Origin of the sequence: Nocardia sp. NPDC050412 (assembly GCF_044458825.1) — a bacterium.
In the GTDB taxonomy this organism is placed as follows: domain Bacteria; phylum Actinomycetota; class Actinomycetes; order Mycobacteriales; family Mycobacteriaceae; genus Nocardia.
The window spans coordinates 178,030-202,356 of sequence record NZ_JBITIJ010000002.1; the positions used below are offsets into that span (position 1 = coordinate 178,030).

The following is a 24,327-nucleotide window of genomic DNA, read 5'->3' on the forward strand; positions in this document are numbered from 1 at the left end:
GTCAGATCTGTGTCATCGGAATCCGATGCATGGGAGCGCGGCCGAATGAGCGTCTATTGGGCCGAATACGCCTGGCTGCCAGATGGTTTGGCCGAACGGGTGACGATCGATGTCACCGGATCGACGATCCGCTCAGTGGCCCGGGGAACCGAGCCGAATGGAAACGTATTGCGCGGCTTGACTGTTCCCGGTTTCGCGAATGCGCACTCACACGCCTTCCATCGCGCCTTGCGCGGACGCACCCACCATGCCCGAGGCTCGTTCTGGACCTGGCGGGAACGGATGTATGCCGTCGCCGATCGGCTGGATCCTGACTCCTACTACCGGCTCGCCCGCGCGGTATACGCGGAGATGGTGCTCGCCGGATACACCAGCGTCGGCGAATTCCACTATCTGCATCACGCACCCGGCGGCGTAACCTACGCCGATCCGAATGCGATGAGCGCGGCGCTGGCCGCAGCGGCACGGGATGCGGGAATTCGGCTCACCCTGCTCGATACCTGTTATCTCAGTGGCGGATTCGGTCAACCGCCGAACGAACACCAGCTTCGCTTCAGCGACGGTGATGCGGCGACCTGGGCCGAGCGCGCCGCCGCGTTCAAACCGGAGTCGGAGCTGGTGCGCACCGGTGTCGCCGCACATTCGGTGCGCGCGGTACCGCCGCAGGCGCTGGCGGTGGTCGCCCAACAGGCAGATGGTCGGCCGGTGCACGTCCACCTCTCGGAACAACCGGGCGAGAACCGTGATTGCCTTGCTGCACATGGGCTTACGCCGACCGCTCTATTGGCTCGAAGCGGGTTGCTCGGTCCGGACACGGTAGCCGTGCATGCCACACATATGAGACCCGCCGATATCCAGATGCTGGCGGACGCGCGGTCGAGGGCTTGCTTCTGCCCGACCACCGAACGCGATCTCGGCGACGGCATCGGCCCGGCCCGCGAACTTCTCGACACTGGAGTCCGGCTGTGCCTCGGCACTGATAGTCACGCGAGCGTCGACGGTTTCGAAGAGTGGCGTGCACTGGAGTTGAACGAACGCCTCGCATCCCGCACTCGTGGACGATTCCAGATCGCGGAGTTGTTCAGTGCGGCAACCGATCACGCATCGATCGGCTGGCCCGAAGTGGGCCGCATCGAAGCGGGTGCCGCTGCCGATCTGGTCACCGTAGATCTCGACTCGATCCGGACCGCCGGCACCGCACCCACGGCCGCATTGTTCGCCGCCTCGGCCGCGGATATCCGCGCGGTGCTGATCGCCGGGCGGCAGGTGGTCTCGGAGGGCCGCCATTTGCTGGTGGAGGCCCCCGAAATCATTCTGCGAGACGAGATTCGGGCCTTGTGCCCACCGTGACAGCTTGCGGCAACGACGAGACCAGAATCTCCACCGACAGAAAGGCCACCGTGTCGACCCTCATCACTGGAATCGGTGAGCTGACTACCAACGCACCGGACGGCCCGCTGCACGATGCCGCGGTGGTGCTCGATGGTGAACGCTTCGCTTGGATCGGCCCGGCGAGCTCCGCACCGGCCGCAGATTATCGTGTCGATATCGGCGGCCGCGCCGCGCTGCCCGGCTGGGTCGACAGTCACACCCACCTGGTCTTCGCCGGTGATCGCACCGCCGAATTCGAGGCCAGAATGGCTGGCCAGCCCTACCGTGCCGGTGGTATCGCGACGACCGTCGCCGCCACCAGAAGTGCCTCCGACGAACAGCTTTCAGCCAACCTGAGCCGCCATGTCGCGGAGGCCTACCGCCAGGGCACGACCTGCCTGGAGACCAAAACCGGATACGGCCTGAGCGTCCCCGACGAGGCACGTTCGGCCCGAATCGCCGCCGCCATCGCCGACGAGGTGACCTACCTCGGCGCACACCTGGTCCCGCCCGGTACCGACGCCGAAACCTACGTCGACCTCGTCTGCGGCGATATGCTCGACGCGGTCGCACCGCATGTGCGCTGGGCCGATGTCTTCTGCGAGACAGGCGCTTTCGACGAAGCTCAGTCCGATCGCGTCCTGCGCGCCGCCGCCGCACGCGGACTCGGGTTGCGCGTACACGGCAATCAATTGGGCGCCGGCCCCGGCGTGCAACTGGCGGTCCGTCACGGCGCAGCGAGCGTGGACCACTGCACCCACCTCACCGAAGCCGATGTCGATGCCCTCGCCGCCTCGGACACCGTCGCCACCGTCCTGCCTGCCTGCGATTTGTCCACCCGACAGCCTCTTGCTCCGGCCCGCGCACTGCTCGACGCGGGCGCGATCGTAGCCCTGGCTACCAATGCCAATCCGGGCAGCTCCTACACCACGTCGATGGCCTACTGCGTGGCAACGTCGGTACTCCAAATGGGCCTCTCGATCGCCGAAGCGGTGTACGCGGCAACGGCCGCGGGTGCGAAAGCGTTGCGCCGCAACGATGTGGGGGTCATCGAGGTCGGTACGCGCGCCGATCTCCAGGTACTCGACGCTCCCTCGGTAACCCATTTGGCGTACCGCCCAGGCGTCCCACTGACGCTTGCCGTTTGGCGCTTGGGGCAACGCATTCCGACGACCGAATGGCCGAGTGCCACCGGGTGACCGGCCGCGGCCTATGAGTTTTCGAGCGAGTGGAGGGCGGCATCCACGAGAGTCATTGCGGTGCGGGCACATACATCGACGGCCACGTCGGGTTCCAGTGCGCGTACATCGATCAGCACGATGAACGCCTCCCAGCCCACCACGAGCGCAATACTCGACACGAGATCGTCGAATTGCGGCTGGGGCATGCGGTCACGCAATGGTTCGAGCGCCCATTCGATCCAACGCACCCGACGATGCCCGGGCGGCGGTGCGTCCTGCGCGGGCGGGTCGACGGTGAGCTTCACCAGCCGCCGCCCCATCGGTAGCAGCTCGGTGATCTGCGCACCCATCGCCCGCGCCAATTCGCCGATGCGTACGCGCGGGTCGTCGGAACGGATATTCGTCAGCGCCTCATCGGTGTTCGCGCTGAGCAGGCTCATGGTGGCATCGAGCATCAACTGGTCGAGAGTTGGGAAATGCAGGTAGACAGTGCGTCTGGATACGTCCGCGGCGGCGGCGATGTCATTGACCGAGGGTTCTATGCCGCGGTTCAGCAATGTCATGGAGGCGTCGACGATGGCTTTGCGGGTGCGTCGGCGCTGGGCGACGCGGCCCGATGTGAGCTGGGCGGTTTCTTCGACCTGGCTGGTCTCGCTGACCTGGGCGCGGTGCTCGGTCATTCCTGCTTGTCCTCCGAGTGCCATCTTGACAGTGCTGCCTCGGCCAAAACTATACTAAGTTGCACTTATTGCACAGGAGTGCATTTAGTATCGGGAGGAACTAAATGACTATCGGGGATGTTCGATCTGCGCTGGAGCAGGAGTTATGAGCCGCCGGGTTGTCGAGGACCTGGGCTGTCGAACCCACGACATGGTGCTCGTGCACCGCGTGTTCCGTCGCGAATTCCGTTTGCTGGCAGACATTGTCGAGGCCACCTCGCCCACGGATGCCGAACAGGTGACGCGAGTGAGTGCACATGCACGTGAGATGCTTGCCGCGCTGCATCGTCAGCACCGCAATGAGGACGAACTGGTATGGCCGAAACTGCTTTCGGCGGAACTGGATTCGACGGTGCTCGATCTCATGCAAACCCAGCACGAACAGATCGATGCGATCATGCGGCGTCTCGATGCCGAACTGTCCGAATGGGAACATCAGGGCGGTGCGGAAACGACCGACCTGCTGGCCGAAGGGCTGCGCCGACTACACGAGGCCCTCACCGAACATCTTCGCCTGGAAGAAGATACGGCACTGCCGATAGTGGCGGCGACCTTGACCGCATCGGAGTGGGCCGAGCTCGGTAAGCGCGGTATGGCGTCGTTCTCGAAAGGGCGGGCCCTGGTATTCCTCGGTCATATCGCCGAGGAGGCCGATGAGCGCGAATGGTCGGAATTCCTGCGAGAAGTCCCGGTTCCCGTCCGGCTGCTGTATCGAGTGTTCGGCCGCCGTGGCCACGCACGGGAGACCGCACTGCTGCGTCGCGATCTGCGCTCGGTCGGAAAGGTTGTCAGATAGTCGAATTCAGCGCGCCGGGAAGCGGATGATCCGATCATCACCGGCACGGACGTCGCCGCGGCCGTCCGTGTTGGAGGTGGTCAGCCACAGTGCGCCGTCCGGGGCTATTGCCACCGTGCGCAGGCGGCCCAGGTCGGGCAGCCAGGACTGCGGTGTGCCCAGCGTGCCGTCGCGCAGTGGAACCGTCCACAATCGTTCGCCGCGCAGCGCCGCCACATAGAGGGTGTCGCCGGATATGGCGATGCCGGACGGCGATGCCTCCGAAGGTTTCCAAATGACTTGCGGGTCAGTGAATCCCCGCTCCGTGCCGCCCATACCTTCGACGATCGGCCAGCCGTAGTTGTGGCCCGGCTCGATCGGATTGATCTCGTCGAACGCGTCCTGACCGAACTCCGCGGCGAAGAGTCTGCCTGAACGATCCCAGGCCAGACCTTGCACATTGCGGTGCCCCAGGCTGTAAACCGGCGAACCGGGCGTTGGATTGCCCGGTGCCGCAGCGCCATCGGGCGTCAGCCGCAAGATCTTGCCATTGGGGCTCGCCGGATCCTGAGATCTATTGCCCTGCGCCGCATCTCCGGTACCGATATACAACATGCCGTCGGGCCCGAATGCGATCCGTCCGCCATTGTGGTTCCCGGCCTTGGCGATACCGGCGAAGATGACTTCCGGTTGCCCATCGAGCCGGAACCGCACGATCCGATTATCGTCGGCAGCGGTGAAATACGCATAGACATACCGTGTTTCGGCATAATCCGCCGCCACGGCCAGCCCCAACAGACCACCCTCGCCCCGCGCGACCACCCCGGGAACCTCGTACACCTTCTCGGCCGGGCGGCCGGGCACCACCCGCAGAATTCGGCCGGTATCCCGCTCTGCGACCAAGACACCACCATCGGGCAGGAAGGCAAGCCCCCACGGCACATCGATATCGCGCACGATCTCCTGCCCCGCCGCCAGATCCGGCACACCCGACGGCGTACTTGGTGCGGTGCTCGTGACGACGCTCGCTTCGGAACCGGAATCGCCGCCGCATCCGGTAACCGCGCCCACCATCAGCACGGCGATCACGATCCCGATGAATCTCCGCATGCGTATCCCTCCGATTGATCATTCGGGGTGCTATCTCGATCGTGCCCGCTCGCACGCCTACCCGCCACGGCATCAGGACTAGTGTCGACGGCGCTATCCACCATGTGAGTCGCGAAGCTGTCCTGGACCACGGCCATCGGGCGAGCTCGCGCGCATCGGTCGGTTCGGCAAGCGTTGGTTAGCTGCTGCCCGCCACTAGGACGGCGACCAGGGCGATCGCGCCGGGCAGCGCCTGAACGATCAGGATCCGACGGTTCGCGGTCGCAGCACCGTAGATTCCGGCGACGACAACACATGCGGTGAAGAAGATCATCGCGGCGAATCCGACCGGGTCCGAGGCGATGATGCCCCAGATCAGACCGGCCGCCAGGAAGCCGTTGTAGAGGCCCTGGTTGGCGGCCAAAACCTTGGTCTGCTCGGCGAATTCGACGGTGCTGCCGAAGGACGCGCGCACTCGCGGCGTGGTCCACAGGAACATCTCCATGACCAAGATATAGATGTGCAGCAACGCCACCAGGCCGACCAGCACTTCGGCTACTATGCGCATTCGATTGATCCCTTCACGCGGATTCGGCTCGTTGTCGGTCCACAGGATGGACGATGGGCGTCGAGTGCGTAGGAAGGCGCGCCCGATGAATCTCGCGCGCTAATTCTTGTGCAGAGTGCCGGTGACGTCGCCGAGCACACCACTGAAACCGCCGCTGAAGCTGTAGGTGACCGAACCGTCCGGCTGCAGGATTACCTTCGATGTCGACCCTTCATCCATGCACCCGCTCGCACCGCCGCTGAGCCGTGCCACGAAGGTGAGCTGGGTATCGGTCGCATTCGTCAGACGTTCGGCGCGTTCACAACGGTTGTGCGATGCCTGGCCGGTATTGGCCGAGGAGGCGAGCTCCTCGCCGACTTTCCCGTCGTGAATGGTCAATTCGACATCGAAGGTGGCGAGCGCATCCCTTGCGGTGCCGGTCCACTTGCCGACGAACGCTTCGGGTATCACGGAGTCCGTTGCCGCTGCCGAGGTGCTCGTCTCGGAGGTCTGCGTCATCGAGGTGGTCGTGCGCGGGACGGTGGTTGCCACCGCCGAAGTGCTCACCGTCGCCGCGGAATCGGAGGACTTGTCGGTCAGCTGCGTGCCGATGAGGAATGCGCCGCCCGCGACGATGAGACACACCACCAAAGCCGCGACGATCAATGCGCTCCGGCGTGACCGACTCTTCGGCGCAGGCTGCGCGTGGTAGTAGGCAGGTTGCGGCCCCGACCGATCCTGCGCAGGCGGATAGGGCGCATAACCATGACTCGAATTAGCTTGTGGCCCAGGAGGTCCGGATTGCCATGCGGTATTTCCGGGCTGCCAAGCCACCGCATCGGTCCCAGTCCGCGACAGCGCATGGGGCGCTGCGTGCGGCCCCGAATTCGATTGCGGCATCGGCCGCGAAATCGTCGGCGCCGACCGCGACGGATCCGGCCCGACCGCCTCGACCGGCCCGGATTCCAGATCGAGCAGCGCAACCGCCCGCCGACTCACCTCTTCGAGCACCGGCGCGGGCAGCCAGCCGACACGTTCCGGAACCTCGAGTTCGGCCAGCTGATCGAGTAACTGCTGCGGAGTCGGCCGCGCTGTCACATCCTTGTTCAGACAGGCAGCGATGAGCGGCCGCAGCCGGTCCGGCACCGCCGCGAGGCGCGGCTCCTCGTACACCACCCGATACAGCATCTGCACCGTCTCGCCGGAGCCGAACGGTCCCTGCCCGGTTGCCGCGTAAACGAGCACGCCGCCGAGTGCGAAGACATCACCCTCGGGCCCCATGGTCGGTCCGACCACCTGCTCCGGACACATGAAGCCCGGTGAGCCGATGACACTTCCGGTGGTCGTCAGTGCGCTGTCCTCGGCGGCGCGTGCGATGCCGAAGTCGATCACCTTCGGACCGTCCACGGCGAGCAGCACATTGGACGGTTTCAGATCGCGATGCACAATCCCGGCGTCGTGCACGGCGATCAAGGCCTCCGCCAGACCGTGCGCGAGCACCAGCAGCGTGTTCTCGTTGAATGTGCCGAACTGCTCGACCGCATCGGTCAACGAGAATCCGGCCACATAGCCGGTCGCCAGCCACGGCGGCGTCGAATCCACATCCGCGTCGAGCACCGGCGCGGTGTACTTCCCGCCGACCCGCCGCGCTGCGGTGACCTCGCGGCGGAACCGCTCCCGGAACTCGTTGCCGATCAGATCCGGCCGTATCACTTTCACCGCGACCGTGCGGCCACCCGCGCTGCGCCCGAGGTACACCCGGCCCATACCGCCCGCACCGAGCAGGCCGAGTAGCCGGTAGTCCCCGATCCGCGTGGGATCGTCTGTGCCGAGCGGTCGCATCGCGAACTGAGGTCCTCTCACCTGACGTCGAACACGCAAAGGCTACCCATCGACGCGCTCGGCCGCCCTAGCCGGTGGCGGCCGGAACCGGTGTGGGAGCCGCGCGGCGCAGCTGCCGCGCCAACAAGTATGCGGCGATGGCGGCCGGAACATTCATCAGCACCCCGTAGACCGCGGGCGGCACCGCCATCTGCGAATTGTGCAGCACGCTCGAGGCGACCGCGATGGCCAACGCGCCGTTGTGGATGCCGATCTCCATCGCCGAGGCGATCGCCTGATCGGTCTCCACCCGGAACAAGCGCGGCACGGTGTACCCGATGACGAAGCTCAACGTCGACAGCAACAGACTGAGCGTGGCGAGCTTGCCGATATTCTCGGTCAGCGTGTCGAACTCGCGCCCCACCGCCGCCACGACGACCAACAGCAGCACCACTGCCGAGACGATCTTGACGTTCTTGCGCATCCGCTCGGCCCAGTCGGTGAACCGGCGATGCACCCACATCCCCACCGCGACCGGGACCAGCACGATCGCGAACACTTGGGCGAACTTATCCGGCCGCAGCCCGATCGCGGCGTCATCGTCCATGAACAGCGTGAACGACAGCGTGACCACAAGCGGCAGGGTGAAGACGGCGAGAATCGAATTGATCGCGGTCAGCGTGATATTCAGGGCCACATTGCCACCGGCGATATGGCTGAACAGATTCGCCGACGGCCCGCCCGGTGAGGCGACCAGTAACATCACCCCGACGGCCAGCGCACCCTCGAGTCGGAACAGATAGACCAGACCCAGGCAGATCGTGGGCAGCAGGATCATCTGGCATACCAGCGCGACCACCGCCGCCTTGGGATACCGCAGCACCCTGGCGAAATCGTCGACGGTCAAGGTCAACCCGAGTCCGAACATAACCAGCGCCAGGGCCAGCGGTAGGAACACGGCGAAAATCGTTGAACCCATTCAGATCTCCTCATCAGGACTCGGACGGTTATCGACGTTATCGACTCACCGTCCCCGTGGCGACCCCACCTGTGGGAGACCGGCCGCGGCGATCGCCGGATTCGACGATGCGATGATGGTGTGCGCAGCGCGATCGAGATATTCGTCCGACCTGAAGGGCTTCCCCTCGATGCAGACTTATCGGCTCGTTTTGCTCGGCCTCGGTATCGCACTGACCTGTGTGACCGGATGCGGCTCGGGTGATAACGATGACCGGATAACCGATTTCGCCCCGACCACTACGGTGGCGACCACGTCACCTGCGGCGAAATGTGGGGTCGATCTGACCGCGCCGGTGATCAGTTCGGCCATCGCGACGTTGCCCGTCGATCCGCTCACCAAGGTGCCGTGGTCCACCGATCCGGCCGGATTCGAGGGCACCTTCGATCCGTGCGTCACGCTATCGGCCGTCATCATCACCGTCGAGGGCGCGACCGGTAGTTCACCGAATCAGGTGCTGCTGTTCCACAAGGGCGAATTCGTCGGTACCGGCACGCGGGACAGTCTCGGGTTCACTTCGCTGGATCCGGGGCGCACGACCGATGACACCGTCGGTGTGATCTACAAGACGCCGGGTAGTTGCAATGCCTGCCCGGACGGCACGTTGACGCCGGTCCAATTCCATTGGGATGGAAAGCAAGTCCAGACGATCGGGACGCCACCGAAATAACATCATCGCAGTATGCGATCCAGGGCGGTGTGCAGCTCGGCGGGCGGATCAGGCGGCAGGCTCGGCATGCGCCAGGCAATGATCTGATCGGGGCGCACGAGCAGCGCGCCGGCAGGGGATATGCCGACGGTTTCGGGCCAATCCTGGTCGAGCTCATGGATTTCCAACGCTGGATCGGCTTTCCATGCGGTGCCTGCTGGACCGACCAGCAGGGCAAAGGACGTCTTGATGAGGTCGAGTGTGGAGCGACCGTCGGGAAGCCGGCGATGAGGCAGTCGAGTGCCGGGTTGGCCGGTGAGATCCAGATGCGTCATGGTGTGCGTGCTGCCGTCGTCGATGAACGCACCCGCACGGTAGCGATTCCCGAGGATCAGCGCGATCGGATCGGCGAGTGGTGTGGCGTCGGTGGATTCGCGATTCATGCTGCGCAGGTCGGCGGTTCGGATGCTCGACTGGTCGGCGATATACCAGCCGACCGGGCGACGTTCGGCGTGGTAGGTGTCCAGTAATGTCGGATCGGCCTCGTCGCGGAGTACAGCCGCCAACTTCCAGGCGAGATTATGCACATCCTCGATGCCGGTATTCGCGCCCGCGGCGGCGAAGGGCGGCATGACGTGTGCGGCGTCACCGGCCAGGAAAACGCGGCCCACACGGTATCGCTCGGCGACGAACATTCCTGGCTCCCAGGGCAATACGCTGACCAGCTCGATCGGAATATCGGGAACGCCGATGGCCGTTCGCAAGACGCTCGGCCATTCATCCGTGGGACGGTCAACTCCCTCGGTGGTGGTGAATATCCAGCGCTGTGACCCGTCGACCGAGGCGAAAGCTCCTGGTGCGTCGGCATTCTCGATCTGACAGAGGTTGAATTCGCGGCCGCGCACCAGCCCGGCGAGATCGGCGCGGAAGTACACATTGACGGCTCGGCCGAGCGTGCCACGCCCATCGCGCGGAATACCCAGCCGCTCGCGGATCGGACTCGACGCGCCGTCGGCGGCGATCAGGTAGTCCGCTCGCAGTCGCTCGACCGTGCCATCGGCGGCGCGGATCGTGGCGGTGATGCCATCGGTCTCGTCGACGAAGTCGACGAAGTCGGCGAACTCGACGCCGAATCGCACATCGCAGCCGCGGGCCACGGCAATGCGCCGCAGCACCGGCTCCAGCAGGTCCTGGGCACACAGGCAGGCGGTGGCCGGGGTGATGGTCGACCAGTCCGGCACCCCGCCGGGCAGCGTGAAGGGGATTCGTTCGGCCTGCGCGAGCGTCGGACCGGCCGCGAATTGCTGGTACTCGGCGAGGTCGCGGGCCGCGTCCAGCACCTCCTCGGCAATGCCGAGCTGGCCGAACAGTTCCATGGTCCGGATATTGACGCGCCGGGCCTTGGGTTGCGGTGAGGTGCTCGGTCTGCGTTCGACCAGCACCGTTGCTACGCCATGCCGACGCAGGAACAGCGCGGCCGACAGTCCGACCAATCCGCCACCGGCAATTAGAACACGAGGTGCGTGTACGTTGTACATCATGTGTACGTTGTACACGAATGGTTGAATGCCTGGCAAGGAGGTGGCAGTGGGCGAGCGCCAGCGAGGTGGAGGCATGAGTGAGGATTCGTCGCCGCCCGGACCGTTGATCTGGTCGCTCCCGGAACCGCCGGGCCGACCGACCACGACGCTGAGCCGGGCGAGCATCCTGCGTGCGGCATTGACCGTGGCTGATGCCGAGGGTGCGCGGGCGCTGACCATGCGGCGGATCGCCACGGCGGTCGGTGCGTCCACGCCGATGTCGCTGTATCGCTATGTCGGCAGCAAGGACGGTCTGGTCGACCTGATGATCGACGCCGTCTACGGCGAGATTCCGCTGCCCGCAACGCCTTCGGGGCATTGGCGCACCGCACTCGAAGAGCTTTCGCTGGCCACCTGGTCGGTGATCCAGCGCCACCTCTGGTTCGGTGAACTCGTGCATACCAGACCGCCGCTCGGGCCGAATGCGCTGCGCTACTTCGACTTCCGTTTCGCCCTCTTGGAGCCCCTCGATATCGCCGCCGACGATATGACGCTGATCACCGCGGCCGTCGACGGCCACCTCATCGGCGCCGCCCTGCAACTCGCCGAAGAGAACCGCATGCGGGCCCGCGCCGGACTGCACACCGACGACGAACTGGCCGCCGCCGCGCGACCGATGCTGGCGCCGATCCTCGCCGACGGTCGCTACCCGGCCTTCGCACGCTGGATCGCCGCGCGCACCACCACCACCGGCGTCGACCCCGTCGAGTGGACGCTGACCAGCCTGCTCGACGGCATCACGGATCGTCTCCGACTGCCGAGATAACTCAGTTCGCGGCATCGATCGGGACGTAGCGCGTGAGGATGTTGTCGGAGTCCTCGAAGGTTCGGGTTTCCACCCGTCGCAGGGCCGGATGGTCGCCGATGAAGATCGGGGTGCCCGCGCCGAGCGTGGTCGCCCCGATCACCAGATGCAATTCATCCACCAGGCCGTGGATCAGCAGGTCGTTCCACAGGATTCGGCTGGCGAAGACGACGATATCGCCGCCCGGCTGTCGCTTCAGCTGAGCGATCGCCTCGTAGACATCGGAGCGGGCGACGATGCGGGTGTTGTTCGCCCAGGCGTGGTCCGCTGGTGGAAGTTCCGCGTGGTCGGAGACCACGACCTTGTCGATGGCGTTGTAGCGCTTGGAGAATTCGCGATTGGTGGTCGAGGACGTCGGATCGTGCTCGACATTCGGCCAGAAGCCGCTGAACATCCCGTAGGACGTGCCGCCGAGCAGGACGGTATCGGCATTCCGGATGTGCTCGAGGTTGGTGCGGTCGAAAGATTCGTCCATCGGCAGGGCCATGACATTGCCGCCCGGGCCTTCGAAGTAGCCGTCCAGCGACATGATGTTGACGACGATGAGCTTGCGCATTTCGATCCTTCCGGTTCATCACGCCTCGGTGGCGCATACCCGTGGGTCGGAGCGCGGCTCGGTGCTTCGACATAGATCGGTCACGGTTCGATAACGCCTCAGAATGGGTCCAGCGAGTCTGCGGGATATCCGACGAACCGAACGGACCGAACCTAGCGGGATATTCGCCAATGGGTTGCTATGGTCGTCGCGCGTCGATCGGACGACCTTGTCTGCATGCTGCGTACCAATCGAGAGGGGATCACGAGTTGTCGGGGCATGGAGTGGCACCTGCGCTTATGCGTTGGGTTCGACTGGCGACCGTTGTCGCCGCCGTTGTGGCACTTGCTTCGAGTGCTGGTGGCTCCGCGACCGCCGAGCAAAGCGTCGACAGCACCCTCGGTGAGCGATGGACCGCTATGCACGACGGCCCGCAGGAGTACCCCGATGTCCATATCGACTGGGATGTCCCGATTCGCATGAGTGACGGCGTCATACTCAAGGCGAATGTGTATCGGCCCGTCGATGCGGCGAACACGGTGGTCGACAAGCCGTTGCCGACGATCGTGAATCTCACGCCCTACACCAAACTCATTAGCAATCTGGTGGATTCGGCCTTCGCCGCGCCCGGGCTGCGGCCTTTCACCATGGATATGGTCCGGCGCCTCAATCTGTCCGGCACGCCGATCAGCGGATTCGGCGAGCTGATGCACGCACTCGACGGCGGCATGATCCAAACCGTGCTCGGCATCGACCGCAATCTCATCCGCAGCGGCTACACGTTGGTGGTCGCGGACGTCCGTGGTACCGGCTTCTCCCAGGGCGCCTGGAACACCCTCGGCAAGCGTGAACAATTGGACACCCTCGAGGTGATCGATTGGGCGGCCGAGCAGCCGTGGTCCAACGGCACGGTCGGTATGAGTGGCGGCTCCTATGCCGGTATCAATCAACTGCGGGCGGCCGAAAACGCCCCTGCCGCACTGAAAGCCATCTTCCCGGTGGAGGCGGGCAGCGATCTCATGCGTGATGTCGTCGCGCCCGGCGGCGGCATCGGCACGACCTTCCTGCCGCTGTGGTTGAACAATGTGAACCAGACGAAGCTGATTCCCGATGTGCAGGCGATGCTCAACGGCACCTTCGATTGGAAATGGCTCCAGTCCAGGGTGGCCGATCCGACAACCAATTCCGATCTGCTCGCCCAGGCGCTGCTCACCCCGTCGCTGGACCGGGTGCCGACGGCACTTGCCGCGGCACTCGACGACAACAGTGAATTCCGGCAGGGGATCCTGGGGCATCCGGAGCGAATTACGGTGCCCACCTTCATGTATGGCGGCTGGCATGACATCTTCGCCAATAGCGCGTCCAAACTTTACAACGTCATCCCACTGCCACAGGCGAAGAAGCAGTTACTGATCGGCGATACCTACCATGCGAATCCGGGTGCCGGTACCGGTGCGCCCGGCGCGCCGCCGCGGTTGGATGTGCTGCAGCGGGTGTGGTTCGACAAGTGGCTCAAGGGCATCGACAACGGCATCGGCGACTTCGGGCCGATCACGCTGTGGGAGCAGGGTTCGGGCTGGAAGACCTTGGGGCAGTTCCCGGAACGCGACGTCACACATCACCGTGTCTACCTGTCCTCGGCGTCGAGCGATACCGCCGAGCACGCGGTGCACGACGGGTCACTGGCCTCGACGAAGCCGAACGAGCGCGTCGCCCTGCAGGTCGCGCCCGGGATGACCACGGCATGCTCACGCGATACCGCGCAGGGCTCCGCCGGTTTAGCCGCGCCATTCGATATCTGCGCCAAGGATTCCCGTATTGCCGAGGGCAACGGGCTGACCTTCACCAGTGCGGAGATGAGTGAGCCGACCGTGATCTCCGGGCCGATCAATGTGCACCTCAATGCGGTTCACGATGCGAGGGACGGCTATTGGGACGTCACCGTCAACGATGTCGCGCCCGACGGCACATCGACCGTATTGACCACCGGCCAGCTCACCGCGTCACTGCGCGCGGTGGACGAGTCGCGGAGCGTGCGTTCGGCGAGCGGCGATTACACCGCCCCGTACAACCCGATCACCCTGGAGAGCATGCTGCCCGTCGTGCCGGGAAACCCCGTGACGCTGGATATCGCGGTCATCCCGACACAGGCCCTCTTGCTGCCCGGCCACCGGCTGCGGGTGGATGTGTTCGCCGGAAACGCGCCGAAGGCATTGGCATTTCGGCCGATGCTCAACGCCACCGAACTCAAGCCGCAATATCTGCAGCTCGATCCGGATGCGCCGAGCTTCGTCAATCTGCCCACGAACCGGCCCATCCCCTGAAATGTGGCGAAAAGCTTGACTCAGCCGGGAGCGGCGAGTTATTCTATAAATGGGAAGCAATTCAGCGTGGGTTCGACGTAGCCCAAAAACAGTGGTTCCTATTCTGATTCCGCACTCGACATTCCATGAGTGTGAGTGTAATTTTGGACGTTGCGCTGGTTGCCTCCTGTCCACCTCACGAACCAATCGTTGTAAACATCATCCGCTGTGGTGATGTTTCCTTCGTGGTGCGCGAGTTTCGTTCGGGTGCGTGGCCGGGGCGAAATTCGTCAGTAGACAAGCGATGTTCGCGCATTGCGTGAGGGGAAGGACGCACCTTGTCAGAATCGAGTCGGACGGTCGGTGCACCGAAGCGGATTTCCTTCGCCAGGATCCGGGAGCCGCTGGAGGTCCCCGGCCTGCTCGACGTGCAGACCGATTCGTTTGCCTGGTTGATCGGCGGCCCGGAATGGGAGACCCGCGCCGCCGAGCTCGGCGTGGGTGATTCGACGGGCGGACTGCAGGAGGTGCTCGAGGAGCTTTCGCCGATCGAGGACTTCTCCGGGTCGATGTCGCTTTCTTTCTCTGATCCTCGTTTCGAGGAGGTCAAGGCCTCCATCGACGAGTGCAAAGACAAGGACATGACCTACGCGGCGCCGTTGTTCGTGACCGCAGAGTTCATCAACAACAACACCGGTGAGATCAAGAGCCAGACGGTCTTCATGGGTGATTTCCCGATGATGACCGATAAGGGCACGTTCATCATCAACGGCACCGAGCGCGTCGTCGTTTCGCAGCTGGTGCGTTCGCCGGGTGTGTACTTCGATCACAGCGTCGACAAGGGCACCGAGAAGGATCTGCACAGTGTGCGGGTGATTCCGTCGCGTGGCGCTTGGCTGGAGTTCGATGTCGACAAGCGCGACACCGTCGGTGTGCGTATCGACCGCAAGCGTCGTCAGCCCGTGACGGTTTTCCTCAAGGCGCTCGGCTGGAGTTCCGAGCAGATCACGCAGCGCTTCGGTTTCTCCGAGGTCATGATGTCGACCCTGGAGAAGGACCATACGGTCGGTACTGACGACGCCTTGCTCGATATCTACCGCAAGCTGCGTCCGGGTGAGCCGCCGACCAAGGAGTCCGCACAAGCGCTCCTGGAGAACCTGTTCTTCAAAGAGAAGCGCTACGACCTGGCGCGCGTCGGTCGCTACAAGATGAACAAGAAACTCGGCATCAGCGCCACCACGGATCAGGTGCTGACCGAGGAGGATCTCATCGCGATCATCGAGTATCTGGTCCGGTTGCACGCGGGCGAAAGGACCATGACGGCGCCCGGCGGTGTCGAAGTTCCGGTTGAGGTCGATGACATCGACCATTTCGGTAACCGTCGCCTGCGCAGGGTCGGCGAGTTGATCCAGAACCAGCTCCGGGTCGGCATGTCGCGGATCGAGCGTGTGGTCCGCGAGCGGATGACCACCCAGGACGTCGAGGCCATCACGCCGCAGACGCTGATCAATATCCGTCCGGTCACCGCGGCGATCAGGGAGTTCTTTGGAACTTCGCAGCTGTCGGTGTTCATGGACCAGAACAACCCGCTGTCGGGCCTGACCAATAAGCGTCGGCTCTCGGCGCTGGGCCCGGGTGGTCTGTCGCGTGAACGCGCCAGCCTCGAACTGCGGGATGTGCACCACAGTCACTACGGCCGGATGTGCCCGATCGAGACCCCCGAAGGCCCGAATATCGGCCTGATCGGCTACCTGTCGGTGTACGCGCGGGTCAATCCGTTCGGCTTCATCGAGACGCCGTACCGCAAGGTGGTCGACGGCAGGGTCACCGATGAGGTCGTGTACCTCAGCGCGGACGAGGAGGAACGGTATGTGCGTGCGCAGGCCAATTCGCTGATCGATGCGGACGGATACCTGGTGGAGGACAAGATCCTGGCCCGCCGCCTCGGCGAGGAGGTCGAATCTGTTCCCGCCGACGAGGTCGACTATATGGATGTCTCGCCGCGCCAGATGGTTTCGGTCGCGACCGCGATGATTCCGTTCCTCGAGCACGACGACGCCAACCGAGCGCTCATGGGTGCGAACATGCAGCGCCAGGCCGTGCCGCTGATCCGTTCCGAATCCCCGATCGTGGGTACCGGTATGGAGTTTCGTGCCGCTCTCGATTCGGGCGATATGGTCGTCAACGCGAAAGCCGGTGTGGTCGAGGAGGTTTCGGGCGACTTCATCACCGTCATGGCCGACGACGGCACCCGCAAGAGCTACCGGTTACGCAAATTCGCCCGCTCCAACCAAGGCAATTGCGTCAATCAACGCCCGATCGTGGACGAGGGGCAGCGGGTCGAGTCCGGACAGGTGCTCGCCGACGGTCCCTGCACCGAGAACGGTGAGATGGCCCTGGGCAAGAATCTGCTCGTGGCGATCATGCCGTGGGAGGGGCACAACTACGAGGACGCGATCATCCTGTCGCAGCGCATCGTCGAACAGGATGTGCTCACCTCGATCCACATCGAGGAGCACGAAGTCGATGCCCGCGATACCAAACTCGGAGCCGAGGAGATCACCCGCGATATCCCGAATGTCTCCGACGAGGTGCTCGCTGATCTGGACGACCGCGGGATCATCCGCGTCGGCGCGGAGGTGCGACATGGCGACGTCCTGGTCGGCAAGGTCACTCCCAAGGGTGAGACCGAGCTGACACCGGAGGAGCGATTGCTGCGGGCGATCTTCGGTGAGAAGGCGCGCGAAGTGCGCGACACTTCGCTGAAGGTTCCTCATGGTCAATCGGGCAAAGTTATTGGTATTCGGGTGTTTTCGCGCGAGGACGACGATGATCTGCCGCCCGGCGTCAATGAACTCGTGCGCGTATATGTGGCGCAGAAGCGCAAGATCCAGGACGGTGACAAGCTGGCCGGTCGCCACGGCAACAAGGGTGTCATCGGCAAGATCCTCGCGACCGAGGACATGCCGTTCATGCCGGACGGCACCCCGGTGGACATCATCCTGAACAGTCACGGTGTGCCGCGTCGTATGAACATCGGCCAGATCTTGGAGACCCACCTCGGCTGGATCGGCAAGGCGGGCTGGCAGATTCAGGGCACACCCGATTGGGCCAGCTCGTTGCCGGCGGATATGCGCGCCGCGCCCGCCGACAGCAATCTCGCCACCCCGGTGTTCGACGGGGCCCGAGAGGAAGAGCTCAGCGGGCTGCTCGGCGCTACCCTGCCCAACCGCGACGGCGAGGTGATGGTGGGCGCGGATGGCAAGGCGACGTTGTTCGACGGACGTTCCGGTGAGCCCTTCCCGTACCCGGTGGCCGTCGGCTACATGTACATCCTGAAGCTGCACCACCTGGTCGACGACAAGATCCACGCCCGTTCGACCGGTCCGTACTCGATGATCACCCAGCAGCCGCTCGGTGGTAAGGCGCAGTTCGGTGGTCAGCGCTTCGGTGAGATGGAGTGCTGGGCCATGCAGGCCTACGGCGCCGCCTACACGCTGCAGGAGCTGCTCACCATCAAATCCGACGATATCGCGGGCCGGGTCAAGGTGTACGAGGCGATCGTCAAGGGCGAGAACATTCCGGAGCCGGGCATTCCGGAGTCGTTCAAGGTGCTCCTCAAGGAGCTCCAGTCGCTGTGCCTCAACGTCGAGGTACTGTCCTCCGACGGCGCCGCCATCGAAATGGGCAGCGCCGACGAGGACGATATCGATCGGGCAGCGGCGAATCTGGGCATCAACCTGTCCCGCAACGAATCCGCCACCGTGGACGATCTACAGCTGTGACATCACCTGGGCCGCAATGAGTTCCAGGTGCGCGAGATCGTCGAGATCGAGGATCTGGAGATAGAGACGGGTAGCGCCGATTTCGGCATAGCGGGCGATCTTGTCGACGACTTCGGCAGGGGAGCCCGCGAGCCCGTTGGTCTTCAGTTCCTCGACCTCACGGCCGATGGCGGCGGCCCGGCGCGCCACCTCGGCATCGGAGGCGCCTACACAGGCCACCAGGGCATTGGAGTAGATCAGATCGTCGGGGCGGCGGCCGCGAGCCTGCGCGGCGGCGCGCACGCGGTCGAATTGACGGGCACTGTCCTCGAGCGAGGCGAAAGGCATATTGAATTCGGTCGCGTATGTGGCGGCTAGGCGCGGGGTGCGCTTCGCACCGTGCCCGCCGATCAGCACCGGCACCGGATTTTGCACCGGCTTCGGCAGGGCGGGGGAGTCCGTGATCGCGTAATGCGCACCGTCGAAGGTGAACTTATCGCCGAGCTTGGTTGCCCACAGGCCGGTGATGATCGCCAGCTGCTCCTCGAACCGGGTGAACTTGTCCTGCGGGAACGGGATTCCGTAGGCGGCATGTTCCTCGGCGAACCAGCCGCTGCCCAGTCCGAACTCGACCCGGCCGCCGGACATCTGGTCCACCTGGGCGACCTGGATGGCCAGCGGTCCGGGCAGTCGGAAGGTGGCGGCCGTCACCAGGGTGCCGAGCCGGATGCGCTTGGTCTCCCTGGCCAGCCCGGCCAGCGTGATCCAGGCATCGGTCGGACCGGGCACGCCATCGATGCCGCCCATGGCCAGATAGTGGTCGGAGCGGAAGAACGCGTCGAAACCCAGATCCTCGGTGGCTTTGGCGACGGTGAGCAGCATGTCGTAGCTCGCACCCTGCTGCGGTTCGGTGAAGATGCGTAGATCCATGCCGACCATGGTGCCCGAAATTGATCTTGGGGGTCGGGTCTGATTCACCGCCGCTTATCATTGGCCGGTGGTTGGCGCGGTCGAATCGGAATCCGATCTACGCAGGGGTGTTTCGCCGAGATCGGTATTCGCCCAACGTCTGATGAGTCTGTTCGAGGCTGCGGGCAATCCGAAACTGCGCCAGGTTGCCGCTGCGGCGGAGGCGCGGATGAAGGCTACCCGCGGACCGGCCAAGGGCGGTACCGCATCGCTGCAGCGGATCAGCGACTGGCGCTCCGGCCGTAATGTCCCGGCGCAATTCGAAACGCTGCTGCCGATTCTGCTGACCTTGACCGATCTGGCCAAGAAGTCGGCCGCGCCCGTGCAGTGCGAACTGGTGGATCTACAGGAATGGCGGCGGCTGTGGCAGGCGGCCGTCACATGGAAACCCGACAACGATCCGGCCACCGCCGTTTGCCCCTATCGGGGATTGACGTCGTATCAATCCGACGATGCCGCATGGTTTTTCGGACGCACCCGCGCCACCACCAACTTCACCGAACTGGTGCTGAGCACGCTCGACGCCGCCGGGGGCGGCATGGTCGCCCTGGTCGGCGCTTCGGGTGCGGGTAAATCCTCGCTGCTGCACGCGGGTTTGATCCCGGCGGTCCGGAAGATCGAAAAAGATTGGCAGATAACGACTGTCACTCCCGGCGCGCAACCACGGACTGCGCTGGCCGAAGCGGTTCCCGCCGACTGGGCGATCGGCAAATACGGATTGTTGATCGTGGACCAGTTCGAGGAATTGTTCACCGCCTGCCAGGACGAGCAAGAGCGCGAGGATTTCCTCACTGCGCTGGCGGATCTGGCTACACCTCACGAAAACCGTTGGGGTACCGTAGTATTGGCTGTCCGCGCCGACTTCTACGCACCCTGCCTCGACTATCCGATTCTCGAAGACGTACTGAACAACCGGGGTTATGTACTCGGCCCGATGCGGCTGAGCGAGCTATCCGAGGCCATCACCGGACCGGCCTCGGCGGCGGGACTCGAACTCGAAGCAGGCTTGGTCGAATTGGTGGTCACCGAACTCTGCGGCCTCGGCGATCACCAGAACCGGCGCAGCTACGATCCCGGCGCATTGCCACTGCTCTCCCATGTCATGGTGGCGACCTGGGAACATCGGGAACGACTACGCCTGACGGTTGCCGGCTATCGCAAGGCGGGCGGGGTCACGGGTTCGGTCGCGGCGACGGCCGAACAGGCCTGGGACGGACTCACCGTCACCCAGCGGATCGAGGCCGAACCGCTGCTGCTGAGCCTGGTCAGCGTCGGTCCGGACGGTCACGACACCAGGCGGCGCGCCGCCCGCGCCGAATTGATCACCCGTGCAGTGGATTCCGAGGCCGCCGATGCGGTGCTGGAAACTCTGCTTCGCGCCAGGCTGGTGACCTCCGATGCCGACAGCGCCTACTTCACCCACGAAATCGTGCTGCGCGCCTGGCCCCGACTGCGGGCCTGGATCGAGGAGGACCGCGTCGGCTATCTGGTGCGCCAACGGTTGGAAGCCGATGCGGCGGACTGGTCCTCCTCGGGCAATGATCCCGCCCTGCTCTACCGCGGCACCCGGCTTGCGACCGCGAAAGAAGCTGCCGACCGGCATCCGGCCACCGAAGCGGTGACCGGATTCCTCACCGCGGCACAGAGTTCTCGAACCAAATCACGACGCTGGGCCGCCGCGACCCGTGCGGTGCTCGCCCTGCTCGGCGTCGGTGTGCTGGTCCTCGGCATCGCCGCCTACGGCCAGGTCCGGTTGAAGGACGAACAGCGCGACAATGCCCTGCTGTCGGCGGTGCTCGCCGAATCCGAGAGCCTGCGCACCACCGATCCCACCCTGTCGGCCCAACTCGCCTTGGTCGCCCATCGCCTCGAACCCGATGACCCGGACGTGAATTCGCGATTGCTGAGCACTCAGAATCTACCGATGGCCACTGCGCTGTCCGGCCATGTCGGCGCGGTCGACCAGGTCGCATATCAACCGGGCGGTGCGCTGCTCGCCTCGGCGGGTGAGGACCACACGGTCCGGTTGTGGGATCTCGCCGATCGCGCGCGTGCGCAGCCCCTGGGCACGCCGCTGAACTGTGCAGCCGCGGCGACTTCGGTGACGTTCAGCCCCGACGGGAAACTTCTCGCGGCGGCCTGCGGCGGGGCATTACGGCTGTGGAATGTCGAGGATCCACGACATCCGGCCCCGGCAGCGGCCCCGATCGCCGGGGGTGTGTTCCGGGTGTCCTTCGGTCCGAGCGGTCGGGTGCTCGCGGCGGCCGACAACAATCGCACTGTGACGCTGTGGAATCTGCAGAACCCTGCCGCACCGACGAAAATCGGTGCCCCGCTGCCGATTCCGCAACCGATCCGATCAATGTCGTTCCACCCCAAGGGATCATGGCTCGCCATCGGATACGACGATGCGATCCAACTCTGGACCATCGGGGATGCTCCTGCGCCGTTGGGCGCGCCGATTCCGATTCCGGCGCGGCCGGTGCAGGCGGTGGCGATCGCCCCGGACGGTGTGACGCTGGCGGTCGGCAGTGGGGGTGATTCGCCGTGGGCGCAGAATACCGGCGATGCCACCGTCGGACTGTGGGATATCGCCGATCCGGTCCGGCCCGTCTTCCGCAGTTCGCTACTCGCGACTGCCGATTCGGCGGTGCGCTCGCTCGCGTTCGGCCCGGACAGTGACGTCCTCGCCGCAGGCAACCGCAACGGTGTCACGGTGTGGAATATCGCTGACCGCGCCGATCCGAGGCCGCTCGGCGAACCGCTGCTGGCATCGTCGTCACCGTGTCCCGAGGTCGGTACCATCCTGGTCTGTCAGGACGCGCAGAACTCGCTGGCCTTCGCTCCGGACGGGCATACCGTCGCGGCCGGGGGCGCCCTCGGGATGGTTCGGCTCTGGTCGCTGGCGCCCGCTGTGCTCCCCGGGCGACTCGGTTGGTTGCCGGTTTCGCCCGCATTCAGCACCGAGGGCACCATGGTGACCGGTGCGATCAACGGCCGAGCCGCACTGTGGGATGTGCACGATCGCGCCGACTTGCGCAAACTCGCCGACATCGGGCCCGGCCCCACCGTGCAGTACGCGGCGGGAGCAGCGCTGAGCCGAGACGGGCACATGGCCGCCTCGACGGTCGGATCGCCACCACGCGTGCTGCTGCACGATGTGAGCGATCCCGCGCACGCGCACACGGTCGCGGAACTGCCCGGCGTCTTCGCCGCCATGTTCAGTCCGGGCGGTCGTTATCTGTGGACCATTGCCGACGATGCGGCCTGGTCGTTCCAGGTATGGGATTTGGCCGACCGTGCCCATCCGGTGCCGCTCGGTCGCCGGATGCCGCTGGCCACCGGGAGCGGGGGCGCATTCGCCATGTTCAGCTCCGGCGACGAGCTGATGGCCACCATGTCCTCGGATCGGACGGACACCGGTCAGGATCGATACGTCATCCGACTCTGGGACATGTCGAATCCGGCCGAACCCCGTGTGGTGAGCGAGATTCCGAGCGAGCCGACCAAACCGTTCGGCTGGATCGGTATCACGCCGGACAATAAGACTCTGGTCAGTCTCGCGGCCGACACCCTGCAAACTTGGGATATCTCCGATCCCGCCGCGGTGCGCAAACTGGGCGAGCCGATCGCGACACACGGTTTGAATATCCTGTCCGTCGACTTCAGTCCCGACAGCGCGACGATGGCGACCTCGAGCGCGGATTCGACGGTTCGTATCTGGGATTTCACCGACCGTGCGCATCCGAAACCGCTCGGCCATTCGATCACTGTGCCGAGCACCACGAGCTGGCAGCTGGCCTTCGATCCGGCGGGGCGATATCTGGTCGGTACCGGCAATGGCGTGCTGAGCATGTGGGATCTGGATCCGCAACACGCCGTAGCGCGCATCTGCGATGTCGGTCGCGCGGTATTGACCCGCGAGGTATGGCGGGCCCATCTGCCGCGGATGGCCTATCGTCCGCCCTGCTGATCAGAGGGGGTGGCAGCCGACGGAGCTTGCGGAGGCGGCGGGGTGGGTGAATACAGCGCGCAAAAGGTTCGCGTCGCGGCATCGTCGAGAAACCCTGCGGCGGAGGCGTTGTCGGCGAGGTAGTGGAATTCGTTGCCGGTGAGCAGCACGATGCGGCTGCCGTCCGGGCTGGCGACGAGCCGATTGTCGTAGCCGAGCGTCCGGCCGAGGTAGGTCCAGACCGGACCGCATGGCGCCTGCGCATGCAGGACACCGAGTCCGTAGCCGCTGCCCGCATCGGGTGTCGGCACGGTGGTGGTGAGCTCGGTCTGTTGCGCGGGTGGCAGCAGGCGGCCGGAGAACAGGGCGTGGGTGAAGGTGGCGAAGTCGTCCAGGGTGGAGATCATCGCGCCCGCCGCGCCGTAGATCTGTGGATCGGCGACCGAGATATCCCGTTGCCAGGTGTAGCCGTGCAGCCAGTTGCCGTGCGGGTTCGGGTCGGTGACCGGGTAGGTGGTGTCGCGTAGTTGTAGCGGTTCGATGATGCGTTCGTGCACTTCGTCGGCCGAATGTCGACCGGTTACGGCCGTGATCACCATGCTCGCGAGGACATAGTTGGTATTGGCGTAGGAGAACCCCACGCCGGGCGCTCCGGTCCGACCCCGCTGCAGCGCGATATCGACTTCCACCTGGGGTGACCACGCAGGCCATCTCTCGACCCCAGCGATATAGGGCAGCGAGATCCTCGGATCGTCGGTGTATTCCGGCAGGCCGGAGGTGTGATTGAGTAACTGGCGGACGGTGATACCGGCACTGTCGGGCACCGCGCCGGGAATCCAGCGGTCGATGGGGTCGTCGAGGGACAGTCGATGTTCGGCTTCCAGTTGCAGCAGTACCACTGCCACGAACGCCTTCGTGAAGCTGCCGATGCGCAACCGCGCCTTCGGGTCGGCGGGGGTGCGGTTGGAAATCTCGCCGTAGCCCGCGTGCACGTAGCGCGTTTCGGATCCGTTCCGGACCAGACCGATGACGCCCGGATAACCGCTCGCGACACCGGCGTCGGCACCCGCCTGCAAGATATCGACCGGTTCTTCAGCCCGCGCGACGCTGGGCATCGCCAACACAACGAGCGCAGCGGCAACCGTCCCCCTGATGGCAGTCATTCCCCCTCCTGCGGCATGCGCGGCGTTGCGAGCATCAAGCTACCGCAACCGCGCCGACATAAAGGTATTCCGGTCCGGAATTCCGG

General features: G+C 64.8%; 17 protein-coding genes. 8 read left to right on the forward strand and 9 right to left on the reverse strand.

The genetic code is table 11. The features are described from left to right. Nucleotides 1-45 precede the first annotated feature (45 nt). Together ACIBI6_RS04980 and hutI are read left to right on the forward strand one after the other, a co-directional pair. Complete coding sequence (locus ACIBI6_RS04980) at nucleotides 46-1,350, forward strand: formimidoylglutamate deiminase (protein ID WP_396955347.1); 1,305 nt, start codon at nucleotides 46-48, stop codon at nucleotides 1,348-1,350. A 50-nt stretch (nucleotides 1,351-1,400) separates the two neighbouring features. Next, entirely contained in the window at nucleotides 1,401-2,570 is a 1,170-nt protein-coding gene (hutI, locus tag ACIBI6_RS04985; protein ID WP_396955348.1) for an imidazolonepropionase, read from the forward strand. A gap of 11 nt (nucleotides 2,571-2,581) precedes the next feature. Here the strand turns inward: hutI and ACIBI6_RS04990 are convergent, their stop codons facing one another. Beyond that, nucleotides 2,582-3,232: a TetR/AcrR family transcriptional regulator gene (locus ACIBI6_RS04990; protein WP_396955349.1), complete on the reverse strand. Its 651-nt coding sequence runs from the start codon at nucleotides 3,230-3,232 to the stop codon at nucleotides 2,582-2,584. Nucleotides 3,233-3,377: 145 nt separating this feature from the next. Here ACIBI6_RS04990 and ACIBI6_RS04995 point away from each other — a divergent pair, with 145 nt between their 5' ends. Next, on the forward strand, nucleotides 3,378-4,067 hold the full coding sequence (locus ACIBI6_RS04995) for a hemerythrin domain-containing protein (protein WP_396955350.1): 690 nt from the start codon (nucleotides 3,378-3,380) through the stop codon (nucleotides 4,065-4,067). 6 nt (nucleotides 4,068-4,073) lie between these two features. Here ACIBI6_RS04995 and ACIBI6_RS05000 read toward each other — a convergent pair whose 3' ends face one another. From ACIBI6_RS05000 to ACIBI6_RS05015, 4 genes are all read right to left on the reverse strand, one after another. Then, nucleotides 4,074-5,156: a PQQ-dependent sugar dehydrogenase gene (locus tag ACIBI6_RS05000; RefSeq protein WP_396955351.1), complete on the reverse strand. Its 1,083-nt coding sequence runs from the start codon at nucleotides 5,154-5,156 to the stop codon at nucleotides 4,074-4,076. 178 nt (nucleotides 5,157-5,334) lie between these two features. Beyond that, nucleotides 5,335-5,703 carry a DUF1304 domain-containing protein gene (locus tag ACIBI6_RS05005; RefSeq protein WP_364354961.1) on the reverse strand — a complete coding sequence of 123 codons (369 nt, stop codon included), beginning with the start codon at nucleotides 5,701-5,703 and terminating at the stop codon, nucleotides 5,335-5,337. A 99-nt stretch (nucleotides 5,704-5,802) separates the two neighbouring features. Next, on the reverse strand, nucleotides 5,803-7,524 hold the full coding sequence (locus ACIBI6_RS05010; protein WP_364354964.1) for a protein kinase: 1,722 nt from the start codon (nucleotides 7,522-7,524) through the stop codon (nucleotides 5,803-5,805). A 67-nt stretch (nucleotides 7,525-7,591) separates the two neighbouring features. Beyond that, a complete protein-coding gene (locus ACIBI6_RS05015) occupies nucleotides 7,592-8,482 on the reverse strand; it encodes a bile acid:sodium symporter family protein (protein WP_364354967.1) in 891 nt (296 codons plus the stop codon). A 169-nt stretch (nucleotides 8,483-8,651) separates the two neighbouring features. Here ACIBI6_RS05015 and ACIBI6_RS05020 point away from each other — a divergent pair, with 169 nt between their 5' ends. Next, the gene (locus ACIBI6_RS05020; protein ID WP_364354970.1) at nucleotides 8,652-9,191 is read left to right on the forward strand and encodes an LppP/LprE family lipoprotein; all 540 of its coding nucleotides are present in this window, start codon (nucleotides 8,652-8,654) and stop codon (nucleotides 9,189-9,191) included. Nucleotides 9,192-9,193: 2 nt separating this feature from the next. Here the strand turns inward: ACIBI6_RS05020 and ACIBI6_RS05025 are convergent, their stop codons facing one another. Beyond that, nucleotides 9,194-10,711: an FAD-dependent monooxygenase gene (locus ACIBI6_RS05025; RefSeq protein WP_396955352.1), complete on the reverse strand. Its 1,518-nt coding sequence runs from the start codon at nucleotides 10,709-10,711 to the stop codon at nucleotides 9,194-9,196. 73 nt (nucleotides 10,712-10,784) lie between these two features. Here ACIBI6_RS05025 and ACIBI6_RS05030 point away from each other — a divergent pair, with 73 nt between their 5' ends. After that, nucleotides 10,785-11,516 (forward strand): TetR/AcrR family transcriptional regulator, encoded by a 732-nt coding sequence (locus ACIBI6_RS05030; protein ID WP_396955353.1) that lies wholly within the window; start codon nucleotides 10,785-10,787, stop codon nucleotides 11,514-11,516. 1 nt (nucleotide 11,517) lies between these two features. On the opposite strand, the gene ACIBI6_RS05035 is transcribed toward ACIBI6_RS05030, so the two are convergent. Continuing rightward, nucleotides 11,518-12,111 (reverse strand): dihydrofolate reductase family protein, encoded by a 594-nt coding sequence (locus ACIBI6_RS05035; RefSeq protein WP_396955354.1) that lies wholly within the window; start codon nucleotides 12,109-12,111, stop codon nucleotides 11,518-11,520. A 278-nt stretch (nucleotides 12,112-12,389) separates the two neighbouring features. On the opposite strand from ACIBI6_RS05035, the gene ACIBI6_RS05040 reads away from it, so the two are divergent. Both ACIBI6_RS05040 and ACIBI6_RS05045 read left to right on the forward strand, forming a co-directional pair. Next, entirely contained in the window at nucleotides 12,390-14,414 is a 2,025-nt protein-coding gene (locus ACIBI6_RS05040) for a CocE/NonD family hydrolase (RefSeq protein ID WP_364354982.1), read from the forward strand. Between the two features lie 317 nt (nucleotides 14,415-14,731). Continuing rightward, on the forward strand, nucleotides 14,732-18,178 hold the full coding sequence (locus tag ACIBI6_RS05045) for a DNA-directed RNA polymerase subunit beta (RefSeq protein WP_396955355.1): 3,447 nt from the start codon (nucleotides 14,732-14,734) through the stop codon (nucleotides 18,176-18,178). Here the strand turns inward: ACIBI6_RS05045 and ACIBI6_RS05050 are convergent. After that, the gene (locus ACIBI6_RS05050) at nucleotides 18,167-19,087 is read right to left on the reverse strand and encodes an LLM class F420-dependent oxidoreductase (RefSeq protein WP_364343834.1); all 921 of its coding nucleotides are present in this window, start codon (nucleotides 19,085-19,087) and stop codon (nucleotides 18,167-18,169) included. The genes ACIBI6_RS05045 and ACIBI6_RS05050 overlap by 12 nt on opposite strands. 67 nt (nucleotides 19,088-19,154) lie before the next feature. On the opposite strand from ACIBI6_RS05050, the gene ACIBI6_RS05055 reads away from it, so the two are divergent. Next, nucleotides 19,155-23,099 carry a hypothetical protein gene (locus tag ACIBI6_RS05055; RefSeq protein ID WP_396955356.1) on the forward strand — a complete coding sequence of 1,315 codons (3,945 nt, stop codon included), beginning with the start codon at nucleotides 19,155-19,157 and terminating at the stop codon, nucleotides 23,097-23,099. Here the strand turns inward: ACIBI6_RS05055 and ACIBI6_RS05060 are convergent. Continuing rightward, complete coding sequence (locus ACIBI6_RS05060; protein ID WP_396955357.1) at nucleotides 23,081-24,241, reverse strand: serine hydrolase domain-containing protein; 1,161 nt, start codon at nucleotides 24,239-24,241, stop codon at nucleotides 23,081-23,083. The genes ACIBI6_RS05055 and ACIBI6_RS05060 overlap by 19 nt on opposite strands. Nucleotides 24,242-24,327: the final 86 nt, after the last annotated feature.